At 65.5% G+C, this 11944-nt stretch carries 9 protein-coding genes and 1 pseudogene; 7 read left to right on the forward strand and 3 right to left on the reverse strand.

The genetic code is table 11. The features are described from left to right. Positions 1 to 554 precede the first annotated feature (554 nt). The 3 genes from HUA76_RS36945 to HUA76_RS36955 all read left to right on the forward strand — a co-directional run bounded on the left by HUA76_RS36945 (position 555) and on the right by HUA76_RS36955 (position 6966). On the forward strand, positions 555 to 2096 hold the full coding sequence (locus tag HUA76_RS36945; RefSeq protein ID WP_174463513.1) for a P-loop ATPase, Sll1717 family: 1542 nt from the start codon (positions 555 to 557) through the stop codon (positions 2094 to 2096). 1418 nt (positions 2097 to 3514) lie between these two features. Further along, positions 3515 to 5650, forward strand: coding sequence for a carboxypeptidase-like regulatory domain-containing protein (locus HUA76_RS36950; RefSeq protein WP_174463514.1), 2136 nt, complete (start codon positions 3515 to 3517; stop codon positions 5648 to 5650). Between the two features lie 320 nt (positions 5651 to 5970). Beyond that, on the forward strand, positions 5971 to 6966 hold the full coding sequence (locus tag HUA76_RS36955; RefSeq protein WP_174463515.1) for a PQQ-binding-like beta-propeller repeat protein: 996 nt from the start codon (positions 5971 to 5973) through the stop codon (positions 6964 to 6966). Between the two features lie 63 nt (positions 6967 to 7029). Here the strand turns inward: HUA76_RS36955 and HUA76_RS36960 are convergent, their stop codons facing one another. Next, positions 7030 to 7908: a TetR family transcriptional regulator gene (locus HUA76_RS36960; protein WP_371823571.1), complete on the reverse strand. Its 879-nt coding sequence runs from the start codon at positions 7906 to 7908 to the stop codon at positions 7030 to 7032. On the opposite strand from HUA76_RS36960, the gene HUA76_RS36965 reads away from it, so the two are divergent. After that, entirely contained in the window at positions 7826 to 8491 is a 666-nt protein-coding gene (locus tag HUA76_RS36965) for an O-methyltransferase (RefSeq protein WP_174463517.1), read from the forward strand. The genes HUA76_RS36960 and HUA76_RS36965 overlap by 83 nt on opposite strands. A gap of 221 nt (positions 8492 to 8712) precedes the next feature. Here HUA76_RS36965 and HUA76_RS44980 read toward each other — a convergent pair whose 3' ends face one another. Further along, positions 8713 to 9024 carry a hypothetical protein gene (locus HUA76_RS44980; RefSeq protein WP_174465106.1) on the reverse strand — a complete coding sequence of 104 codons (312 nt, stop codon included), beginning with the start codon at positions 9022 to 9024 and terminating at the stop codon, positions 8713 to 8715. Positions 9025 to 9313: 289 nt separating this feature from the next. On the opposite strand from HUA76_RS44980, the gene HUA76_RS36970 reads away from it, so the two are divergent. Both HUA76_RS36970 and HUA76_RS36975 read left to right on the forward strand, forming a co-directional pair. After that, entirely contained in the window at positions 9314 to 9604 is a 291-nt protein-coding gene (locus tag HUA76_RS36970) for a hypothetical protein (RefSeq protein ID WP_174455741.1), read from the forward strand. A gap of 100 nt (positions 9605 to 9704) precedes the next feature. Next, the gene (locus HUA76_RS36975) at positions 9705 to 10307 is read left to right on the forward strand and encodes a hypothetical protein (protein WP_141641210.1); all 603 of its coding nucleotides are present in this window, start codon (positions 9705 to 9707) and stop codon (positions 10305 to 10307) included. Positions 10308 to 10452: 145 nt separating this feature from the next. On the opposite strand, the gene HUA76_RS36980 is transcribed toward HUA76_RS36975, so the two are convergent. Beyond that, positions 10453 to 11013 carry a hypothetical protein gene (locus tag HUA76_RS36980; protein WP_174463518.1) on the reverse strand — a complete coding sequence of 187 codons (561 nt, stop codon included), beginning with the start codon at positions 11011 to 11013 and terminating at the stop codon, positions 10453 to 10455. A 715-nt stretch (positions 11014 to 11728) separates the two neighbouring features. On the opposite strand from HUA76_RS36980, the pseudogene HUA76_RS36985 reads away from it, so the two are divergent. Beyond that, positions 11729 to 11944: pseudogene (locus HUA76_RS36985) on the forward strand (hypothetical protein); the annotation flags it as partial.

An 11944-nucleotide genomic window follows, 5' to 3' on the forward strand; every position in this document is an offset into this window, starting at 1 on the left:
TCGTGCCGCTGGAGCGCGTCCCTCCGCGGGGCGCGACATCATGTGCCGGGCGAAGTACAGGCTCAATCCACCATGCCGTCCAGCGGGAGGCATGCGCTGCGGGGGCGGGGGCACCTGGCCGCCCTGGGGCAAGAAGGACCTATGCGCCAAGTTCGACGCACCGAAGGACTTCGGTGCTCCATTGGCGAACGCTGGGGACGGGAGGGTGCTCTCGGGTTTCCCGATCGAGAGTGGTCACGGAACACATGATAGACTTCATATGGCTACATCCAGCGCAGAAGTTCGGCCGAGCGATTCTGTGATTGCTGCGGGCAGCCATTGCCGTTCCTGCCGCATCACTGGCTCCTGACGCCCCGGAGCCTACGTTCCCTGGCCCATCCAGCGTTTCCGCATAGTGCCATGTCGGTGTGCGCTGCGACCCGTGCGGGGCATCGACTGGGCTCTCGCGGTCACGGCGACTCCTGGACGAGAGGCACCTGAGCAGATGTGCCGCTTTACAGGTGGGAGCAATTGGGAAAAAATCTGGCTTGTGAGGGAATTCACAGGAGCCGCTCATGCCGCAGACGCCGCTCGACGTGCTCACACCGTATTTCTTCTCAGGGACCGCTGAGGGCGAACTGAGGATCCTGAAGGATGTGTTCATTCAGCCAGCGCAGATGGCTGAGGTCCTGCATGTGCCAATGGGGAACCCGCGCATTCTTGTTGGCACCAAGGGCATGGGGAAAAGCGCAATCCTTCATCGGCTTCATCAGGCATCCCAAAGTCAGAGATTGCCTGCGCTGCTTCTCACGCCAAGCGATCTTGCGATTCCACCTTTGAATGGGCAGAGCGACCTTGCCACGCTCGAACGTGCTCTCCTGCGCTGCCTGGTCAGAGCATTGGCCGTGCATGTAGGGGCCAAGCTAGGCGGGATGCTCAGTAGTGCCGCGAAGTCGCTCAGAGATGAAGCGCTGAAGGATGGGCTTGTTGACGAAGATCTTGTTGAGCGCGGCGTCACGCTGCTCGCCGCGGTCGCCAAGCCGATTGCAGGGGTTGATTTTGCGCAGCTTTCCAAGGACCTTGGAGGCGGCACTTCAGACGCGGCGCTCTTCAACTCGGTGAGAGAATATCTGCATGGTCATTCGTCTGTCATGTTCTTGCTCTTCGACGACACGGACCAGGTTGCCTCACCGGACGAGCCTAAGGAAATCAACCGGATTTGGGGCATGCTTCATGCGTTGAGGGATGTGGCCGCCCGGATCCCCGAGCTCAAGGTCGTTGCGACTCTACGCTCCGAGGTGTGGACTCGCCTCAAGAGCGCAGAGGGGCATCGAGAAACGATAGATCACTTCCGTGCCTGTATGCTGCAATTGCGAGGCTCGGAGGAGTTGCTTGAGCGCATTGCTCATCGTCGAATTGTCAAGGCGGCGGAAAGCCTGGCCAAAGGCAAGGGGCTGGGTAATGACGCCTGGAGCCTCTTTTTTGAGGGCAACGAGGTTCAGATTCCAGGTGCTGGAGCGCGTCAGGTAAGGACATGGAAGTCTTTCCTGGTGACGAACTCTCGCGAACGGGCTCGAGATCTGGTTCTGCTCGTTTCGGCCTTGGTCAAGGAAGCCCGCAAGCGAGTGGCGGAGACAACGGCAGGAACGATTCCACAGGCGGGGATCGTGGGGGCGGATCTTTTCGTGACACTTCCAAGGTTCTCCAAGGAAAGACTCGAGGATCTCTCCATTGAGGTTGGGAAGGTATGCCCGCAGTTCCGGAGTGTTGCCGAAAGCTTCGCGACCCTGGCCTTTGAGTTGCGGTATGACGATCTGCGTCAGCACTTGGGGAAGCTTCCATCCCGGTTTCCCATTCAGATGCGAGGGAAAACCTTGCGACCGCAAGAGCGAGATACGATAGACCAACTCCACACGCTTCTGCACGAGTACGGCTTCATCAATGCTCGGGTAGATGACGCGCGGCAGCTTAGGGGATTCCGGTATCTCACGTTTGACGACAGGCCCGAACTGACCGATGCAGCCAATATCAACGAGGCGAAGGCTGCACGTTGGGATGTCCACCCCGTCTTTCGGAGCCACCTACAGCAGCTTCGCAGCCCTGCGAACCGAAGCTAAGCGGATAGCCCGCAGGAGCATCTGCTCCAGTGGCTGGCGTGTTGTTGCGAGTGGATGCTGTCAGCTTTGTCATGGTGCTCTCAGTATTCTGAATGGGCGATATGCACCTGACTGCGTAATGGGTTTCGCACAGGCGGCTGCGGTACCCAGGCGAACTGTTGGGCCGCCACTGCAAGTGCGCAGAATTCCGTCCCCCCAACGCGCCATGCATGCGACTCCTTTCGGAGTCTGGCGCTGGCCCTTGCATTGCAGAATACAGTCAGCAACCGCCTGCCGCTCGGAAATACGAGGATGGGTTGGGGGTTGACTGCATGGTTGGCGATGTCGATGGTGGACAGAGCCGATCCCGCAACTCGGCGTTGTGAGGTACTTCATGGGCACGCTCGGATTCATGGCGACGGTCTGGACCCTTCTCTTCATCGTAGTCGTATGGCCTCTGTCTCGGAGTTCTGGTCGACCTTTCATGCTCGCTTCTTCGACGCACATGTTCGTCGGTGAGCTGTTGCGGTCAATAGAACACGGAGGTGGAGAGCGCCGAGGCGGATGGAGTTCGGGTAGAGGCTACAGGACAGCAGCAATAGATCCTGGCAGTTCAACCTAATTAAGCTGGAGCCGCGAGCGGGCGTGCCCAGATCCGAGAAAGTCCCCTGCGCGACCGAGAGGTCGAGCAGGGGATTTGTCTTTTCAGGGAGTGGATTTGTCCCGTCAACTCGAATGCGGCCGGTGGGATGGAATCGCGAGCCGGAACTCGGGCGGGAGCCCCCCTTCAGCGCCTTGCACGGTGCACGGTGTTGTCGTCCTCGAACCAGGTAGGCAGCTGCCGTCGGGACTGTTGGCTGACAGTCTAGACCCCGGGTTTCTCGCAGGTACCGACCTCATTCTCGCTGGGAGCAAGGCCTGGCTGTAGCCAGTCCTAGAGCGGCGCCGGCAGTCAGTACATGCGCTGATGTCCGAGGATCGGGACAATGTGCTCCGCACTCTCGTCCGCCACTCCCGCCAGCTCCAATAGATCAGCCTGGTGCCTGTCCGAACGCCGTCGCCATCCCATGGGGGCAGGCCCGCGCGAAACATTTCGTGGGGGCGGTTCCGCAACGACCACTGACATGCCTCGCAAACATCAGCGTGACCTCGGGGGACGTAACCCTGTATCGCTGACGCAGGCGCCCTGGGGCGCCCCTTCCATGAGGGCGCCCGTGGCGGTAGGCAGGGGATTCCTCGGACCTGGTGGTCCCAGGAGGCTCGTTTCACGGTGGACCTCATGGCTCGTGTCGCGCGAGCAGCCACTCCCAGGTCTTCGCGGCGTTACGGAGTCGCGCGGCGCTCGGCTCGGCACCTGACCCTTGGATGAAATGCTGTGCTCGTGCGAGCGGTGGCCTGATGCAATGGGCAGGCGAGGGTAGAGTGGCCTCGGAGGTGGCATGCGCCTTCGTCTTTTCCATCACGCGTTGTGGGTCCTGTCGGTCTTGCTCTTGACGTCCGCGGTGGCCGAGGAGCCCTCGGCCAGGGGCCCCCATTTCATCGAGGGGCTCGTCGTCTCCTCCTCGGGGCCAGTGCCCGAGGTGGAGGTGCGAGCCACCTTTCGTGAGCACGTCCTGAGCACCCGCACCGACGCGCGCGGCCACTTCGTGTTCCGAGGCGTGGCCGGCGCACCATGGGTCCTGACAGCGACGCGTGGCTCCGAACTGGGGACCCAGAGAGTGACGATGGTGATGGGCAACGAGCGCTTCGTGGGAATCGAGCTCGCACCGCCCCGGGTCGTGAAGGGCCGTGTGCGCGGGGCGGCCGGCACTCCCCTGAAGGGCGTTCGGGTCCGAGCAGGAATCCAGCAGCGGCTCGGGCTGCTGAAGTACCAGGAGGTGCTCACCGGCGAGGACGGCGGGTTCGAGGTGCCTGTGCCCGGGTTCTCGCCCATCGCGGTCCTGGTGAATGCTCCCGAGCACGTATCGCGGTACATCGCCCCCGTCTCGGTGGTGGCCCCGCTGGACGTGGTCCTCGAGCGCTCGGAGACGCTGCGGGGCGAGGTCGTCGACAGCGATGGGAAGCCCGTGGTCGGCGCCTGGATTCACCTCAAGCACTACGGCCGAGTGGGCTTCCCCTCGACGTGTTTCTGGCCGCCGCCGCTCTCGGCCCAGACGCGGGCCGACGGCTCCTTCGAGCTGCCGGAGCTGGCGCGGGGCCGCTATTCCTTCCTGGTCGAGCCCAAGGACCGGCTCTCCGCGCTGGGCGAGGTGGTGATTCCCTCACAGAAGGTGCGCTGGGTGGTGCCCGCGGGTGGGCGATTGACTGTCGCCGTCGTGCTCCCCAAGGGATTGATTCACCCGATATGGGTGCACGTGGACGGGCCGCTCGGGCACCGCGATGTCCGAACCTCCTCCAGGGCTCGGCGTCCGGATGAAGCCGGGAGCGCGAGCTTCGATGGGATGGTTCCCGGCAGGTACCTCGTGTCCTTGAGCTTCGACGTGCTGGAGGAGTATCGGAGGGTCTCCCGTGAGTTTCGCTTCGAGGGCGAAGCGCGGACGCTCACGTTGGACCTCCAAGGCGCTCGCCGCTTTCGTGGCCGGCTCGTCGACGAGCGCGGCGTGGCCATCCAGGGCGGGCACGCGGAACTCAACCTGGAGCTGACAGGAGGGACGAAGCTGCTGATTCGCCGGGCGACGGCGCGCAACGGGGGCTTCGCGTTCGAGCACGTTCCGCCGGGCGAGGCGAGTGTGTTCGCGGACGCGCAGGGCCATGACGAATCGCAGCGGGTGAAGGTCCTGGATGAGCAGCCCGAGCCGGTCAGGCTCGTATCGAAGCGCGAGGCGAGCGTCCGCGACGCGGTCCGGGTGAGTGGCCGGGTGGTGGATGCTCGGGGCCGCCCCATCCCGTCCTTCCAGGTGGCGCACCAGTCATTCGAGAACGCGCAGGGGCGCTTCTCCTTGTCCTTCCCTGTCGAAGGGAACAAGCCCCTGTACGTGAGCATCTCCGCGGAGGGGTTCGCTCCCGAGCTCCGGAAGCTCGCGCCTCGCGCCGGGGCGACAGTCCGTATCGGGGACATCAAGCTGGGGATGGGGCGGCTGCTCACGGGGCGCGTGGAGGCACCGAACGGGCAGGGGCTCTGGGAGGCCACGGTGCGGTGCAGATGGCCCGAGCTGCCCGGACGTGACGGGCCGGATGTCTGCTTCGGAGCCACCTATCCGGATGGAAGTCTCTATCTCTCAGGCGTTCCCGACGAGCCCTTCCTGCTGGAGATCCAACATCACGAGTGGCCGAGGACGCGGCGGCTCATCCCCGCGGGTGTCGACACCGCGCACCTGCGTCTGTCGCCCGGGCTCACGCTGGAAGGCGTGGTGAGGGATGCCCGGGGCCTGCCCCTGGAGTCGGGCGGCGTGCTCGCGCGAATCGATGGAGAGGACCACTTCGGGACGCTCTCGACGGACGGGACCTATGTCCTGCGGGTCCCGCCCGGGGCCGGCGCCATCGAGGTGCTCAATCGACCCAGTGAGCCGGTGCCCTTCGAGGGCGCTGAAGGCCAGACGGTGCGCGCGAACCTGGTGGTGTTGACGGGAAATTGATGTGAGGCCGACAGGGGCCGGGTGAGAGCTACTTGGGGGCGCGGGCCGGCGTCTCAAGCTCCCGCCGGGCCCTGGACTTGGAATCGTCACTCGAGCAGCTTCCCATTCAAGTCGTACCGCTCGCGTCCTTGGCCGACTCACCGGCCGCACCCAGCGCCACGCCTGGCGCGACGAATCACCTCCAGCCGCGCTCCTGGCGTGACGCCGCGGCCCCGCTGCCCACCCAAGCCGGAGAACCTCCCGTGTCAGACTCATCTCGCTCCCTCTTCTTTGGCGCCAATGCCGCGCGGACCGGTCACTTCGAGGGAGCGGGACCTCTCGTGGTCAAGAGGGCCCGCTGGAAGTTCGCGCCGAGTTCGCCCGTGACCACTCGCAACACGCCTGCAATCCATGATGGCGTGCTGTTCGCGAACTTCGATAACGACAAGCTCTACGCGCTCGACCTCTCGAAGGGAAAGGAGCTGTGGAACGTGCGGGTCGGAGGGGGCGTTCCCGAGAGCATCTCGAATCCGATGGTTGCGCATGGGTTGCTCTTCGTCGTCGGTGGCGGGCAGTGCCACGCCGTTGACCTGGGCACGCACGCCATCCGCTGGAGCGTCTCGTGCGACGCCGAGGCGACCTCCTCTCCCATCGTTGTCGACGATGACGTCTACGTGGGAACGCGGCTCGGTGAGGTGGTCGCCATCGACGCGCGCACGGGAGCCGAGCGATGGCGCGTGCAGCTGCGCCGTGGTGAGAGCGTGCAGTCCGCGGTCGGCGTGACGCGCGAGTACGTCGTCGTCGGGACCAGCCAGGGCTTCGCCGAGGGCCACGTCGTCGCGCTCGACCGCGCCACGGGAGTCGAGCGATGGTCGGCGAAGGCCGGTGCGATGGGTCATGGCGGAGCGCCCGCCATCAACGGCAGCACGGTCTATGCCCTGTCCGGTATGGGGAAGCGCCTTCGCGCGCTCGACCTCGCCAGCGGCAAGGAGCGTTGGTCCTACGAGACGCGCGGCGCGCTGTGGGGGACGCCCGCCGTCGCGGATGGCGTCGTGTGCTTCACCGGTGATCACGCGATTCTCCACGCACTGAACGAAAAGACCGGGAAGGAGCTTTGGTCAGTCACGCTCGACAAGTCGCCTGCCGCCACGGTCTCGCCGGCAATCGCAGGGGGCGTCGTCTACATGGGGGCTGGCAACGCCATCCACGCCTGGACGTTTCGGGAGGGAACAGAGCGCTGGCGGTGGAAGGCGCCCTACCGCGTGACGACGGCGCCGCTCGTCGCCGACGGCACGGTCTACGTGGGCTGTGAACGCGCGGTCATCGCGCTGGCGTAGCGTCCGGGGCCGGACCCGCCCCTGAATCGTGTGCGGTGGGTTCGGAGAGGCAGCCGAAAGGCCTCACGGCCGCCTTGCCGAGGGGCGTCGTGAAGGAGGGGGCTGTGCCGCGTCGACCGCGGTCGAGGGAGCGATGTCCTTCCCCGAGAGTGTCTCCAGGTACGCACAGAGCATGTCGGCCAACGCATCGGAGTAGCTGGCAATCTCCGAGGGTGTTCGAGGCCTCTCCGAGAAGGATTTCCCCACTGCGCTGAGCGTCGTCATGACGAGATCTCCCGCGAGCATGCGCGCCGGTCTGGGTGTTGTGGGCAGGGCCTCGCGCATGAAGCCCTCGAACGTGGCCTTGCTCGAGGCTCGCACCTCGCGGGCTTCGGGCGCATCCCGATAGAGAGGCGCGGCGTCACTCAGCGCGACGCGGACCGCGGCCTCGTCGCACTCGGATTGGATGAAGGTGTGAACGAGAGCGCGGAGCCGTGCAAGCGGCGGACGCGTTGTGTCCTCGAGCAGCTTCCGAGTGAGCGCGGTCGTCTGTCGCCACTCGTCTGCCTGGAGTCGGAAGAGGACCGCCGCTTTGTTCGGGAAGTACTGGTACAGCGACCCGACGCTGACGCCGGCCTTCTCGGCCACGCGTGCCATCGTGAAGCGCGGGGCTCCCTCCTTCGCCAGAACCTGAATAGCCGCGCGGAGGACCGCGTCGACGAGGTCGTTCGAGCGCGCCTGTTGGGGCTCTTTTCTCGTGGAGATTCGAGGACTTCGTCGCGGGCTCATGCGCACTCCCGTCAATGCGAATTGTGAACCTGAATGATTCGTCGCATTTTGTCCAGCGTCACACTTGATGCCGCACGGAACGGAGCAACCGATGACCACGCTGACCGAAAGCCCTCTTGCCCCCCTGCTCAACCGCTTGTTCGAAGAGGCCGAGGCGGTGTCGCCTCTCGCCATCCCGGAGATAGCGGCGCTCTCGCGCGAGGAGCGGGAGCGCATGATGCGAAGCAAGACGGACTACCTGGAGTTCTACGGACGGCTCAAGAACGCCGCGCTGGCCGTGTCGCGCGAGACGGGCCTCCTGCTCTACATGCTGGCGCGCAGTTCGGGCGCGCGGACCATCGTCGAGTTCGGGACGTCGTTCGGAATCTCCACGCTGCATCTGGCCGCCGCACTCCGAGACAATGGTGGGGGCCGCGTCATCACGAGTGAATTCGAGCCGTCGAAGGTCGCTCGTGCACGAAGCAACCTCGAAGCGGGCGGCCTCGCGGACCTGGTGGAGATTCGCGAAGGAGATGCACTGAAGACTCTCGCGCTCGACATCCCCCCGCGGGTCGACATGCTCCTGCTCGACGGGGCGAAGGCGCTCTACCCGGACATCCTGCGAATGCTCGAGGGCCAGCTCCGTCCGGGGGCGCTCATCGTCGCCGACAACGCCGACGACAGCCCCGACTACCTCGCGCGGGTTCGAGACCCGAGGAGTGGCTATCTCTCGACGCCATTCGCGGAGGACGTCGAGCTGTCCATGCGGCTCGGCTGAAGTGTGAGGACAGACGCGACATGAATCGCGAGTCCCCGGGTTGCCCACCGACAGCCCCGCTTCGACTTCATGGAGCTGTGGTGGGCAGACCTGAGGCGGCCCACGCATGGCACGAGGGTGAAACGGAAGGCCCGCACTGCTCGCCGACGATGTCCGAGCCCAGGCTCACGCCCACACTGTAACGCGGCCTGGAAGGGATTGTCGGGGCCGGTCATTCGGACTCAGCCCGGAGTGCCGGAGGGCGCCGACGACTGTTCGAGCGTCAGTGATTCGATGCATACCTGTGCCGTGCTTGCTTCGGACGTCGCTTGCTCCGCCGCGCTCGCTTCCTCGGTCAATGAGGGCGACCCACCCAGCCCCCCTCCACATTCGCAGGGGCCAAAACGGCTGTTGACGCAGTAGCGCACGCTCATCGAACCGTCGGGACAGAGGCACGTCTGGGTGTCTCCGTCCTGACAGAAGGCCAGTGCACTTCCAGTGGGGAGTGCCAGTGCAGCCACCAACAGCAGTCCCTGCATGAGTTTCGAAGTCATACGCGCACTCCTGGGGTTGGACCCGGACATCCGGATTCATTCGCATCATGAACCCGATGTCTGCGCATGGCCATGCGGGAAATCCCTATCTTCTCGTGAGGTCGTCAGTCGCCGTGGCGACCCGCGGGGAAGCAAGGGCCGCACCGGTCAGCGACAGAGAAGGTTGTCTCCTGGAGGGTATCCAAGGCCCAGGCTCCTCGCGGAGGAAGGAGGGGCCCAGGGCTTGTTCGACGAGTGCTACTCTTGTAATGGAATGAACATCGGGAACTCAGTTCCAGGAGAAAAATCCATGTGGGGAGCGATGGTCATCCGGGGCGTGTTGCTGGCGACGGGGCTGCTGGTGATGGGATGTGGTGGGTCGGGCGTTCCCTCTGAAGTGGAGGAGGACGTCGCGTCTCGTGAGGAGGGCCTGCACCCGATCTGCCACTCTCTGTACCGCGTGAAGTTCTACACCAACAGCGCCTACTCGACCCTGAGCGGGGAGGGGGCGTGTCTCACCTGTGAGCAGGCGATGACCCTCTACTACGGCCTGCCCACCAGCTACGCGGTCTACGAAGACGTGCGCGACATCTGCTTCTAGCGGATGAAGTTGTTGGGCATGCCGAGCATCTCGTTCGGGAGGTGCTGGGGGAGCTGCGTGACGAAGACGGGCTCGAGCCAGCGCTGTAGACTCATCCCTCATGTCTCCAAAGGCCCAGCCCTACACGACGCTCACCGGTGCGCGGTTCGAACCCCTGGCAACGGAGGTGGGCCTCGAGCGCTATTCCCTGATCGAGGTCAGCGATGATTCGGTCAACTACGAGGACCTCTTCGGCGGACGTGACGTCACCTTCGTGGTGCACGAGGGCACGCTCTCGTTGAGTGGTCCGACGTACGTGGGCAATGAGGATCCGATGGTGTGCGTCGTCGAAGGGGACGTCATCGTCGACGGCCCGCTGGTGATTCGCGACGTGGGCGTCTACGTGCCGCTGTGGATCAAGGGCTCGCTGATTGCGAGCGACCTCGTGTTGGTACACGAGGCGCAGGTGTTCATCGAGGGGGACCTCAAGCTGACCGGCAATCTCGTCACAAATGGGACGGATGCGACGCATCTGGTCGTCCACGGTGAGGCCCAGGTCGGCGCGTGGCTGCGGCCGAGTCAGAGAGGAGCCATCTATCTGCCGGCGTCGATTCCGGACCCCATCGAGGGTGATGCCCTCGCGGCTCGGCTTGCGCCCACGCTCAGCTCGTCACAGTCGTGGGTCGAGCACGTGCTCGCGGGGCAGCGGCTGCTGCGCGACTGAGGAAGAGGGACGGTCAATGCGTAGGAGGGATGGGAGCCCCCTGCACGTACGGCAAGACCCGCCGCCTGCCTCCACACCTCACGCAGGCGAACACGTTGAAGTCGAACGTCCTCCTCGAATGGCCTTTCGGGAGGACGACGGGGACTCAGTCCAGTCGGCCCCGAAGTGACGGCTCGAGCTGTTGCAGCAGCTCTCGGGCCTGCTCTTCCTCCGTGAGGTGCCGCTCGTAGCGCAGCCGGCCCGCCGTGAGCTCCCAGCAGTCGAGGATATCCTCGCACTGCGTGAGGATGGCGTACCAGCGCGCGTCCTCGAGCAGCGGCGCGGCACTCTCGAGGATGCGCTGCGCCAGCGCGTACTGCGCGTACACCATGTCAGCGCCGGCCGGCATGAACTCGAGGTAGAGCGACGCGGGCGGCAGCGGGGCGCTGTCACTCGGGTTGAAGTGCGGCCCACGACGGCCGGACCCCGGCTCGAACAACCCGATTGCGTTGCGCGGCGGTCCCCCTCCCATGTCCGGGTTTCGCGCCAGCGCCTCGGCCACCAGGCGCCGCGCCTCCTCCTCGCGTCCAGCCCGGACGGGGAGCATGGCGGTCCATCGGGTGTGGAGCGGAGAGATCTGCCAGACGCGGACGGTATGCATCAGCGAGGACCCGAGTCCCTCCAGGTGCGCCGAGGGCGCCTTGCGGCCGGGCGGATCTCGCTTCATCGACTGCCCAACATAGAGCAGCCGAACAGGTGCGTCGACCTGCCCGAACTCGGCCATGCGAACAGGCTCAGGCGACTGTCGGCGGCGGACTGGAGGGCCTGTTCGACGACGGCGCGCACGCGGGCCTCGTCCCCTTGCGTCAACGCATAAGAGGGATGGGGCGCAGTAGAGGGGGAAGGGTGCAGAGGAGGGTTGCGGACGTGGCCGCCCGAGAGATGCACCCGTCCGGTGGGCAGGCCGCGCAGCCTGCCCTTGGGGACGCGCTTACCTCCCCCCGCACAGGGCGCCAACCTCTACACTTCTCCAATGCCTGAGGTGGATGGCGGCGTGCCGGACAGGGCGATGGCGCTGGTGGTGACTCGGGGCGCTGGGCCACGACCGTACTGAGGCAGGGACGTTCGGCGTACCTGTCTCCTGGGCTGTGGCCTCGTCACTGCCGCCGCGCTACGTGACGCCCCGGGCTACCACGCTGCGTGCCCCAAGGCACGACCCACGGCCTGAGGCCAAGCAGCCCCCTCACGTCGCTGCCGTGTCGCCCGTGCTGCCACTCTCCGTGGCAAGGGTGGCTCGCGCGACTGGCAAAGCGATCAGCAGGGTGCGGAAGGGCCGGGACGAAGCTCACGGCGGCGCCCGGCCCGAGGGAGTCGTCGAGGTTTGGCGCATCGCCGGCAAGCGGCCGTGGATCGATCGCCGGCGACTGGCATGATGGGGTGCGATGCACTCCCTTCGACGCCTCCGCCACGACCGCATCTCTGCGTGGCTCACCGCCCGCGGTGACGACGAGCTGGCGGCGGCCCTCCGAGTCGCGCCCACCCACGCCGTGGGGGTGGGCGGTGGCACCTCGGTGCTCGACGTGGACGGCGTGCCGGTATTCGCCAAGCGCATCCCGATGACCGACCGGGAGCTGGCCCATCCACACAGCACCGCGAAC

This window comes from Myxococcus sp. CA056, from assembly GCF_013336715.1.
GTDB lineage: Bacteria > Myxococcota > Myxococcia > Myxococcales > Myxococcaceae > Myxococcus > Myxococcus llanfairpwllgwyngyllgogerychwyrndrobwllllantysiliogogogochensis.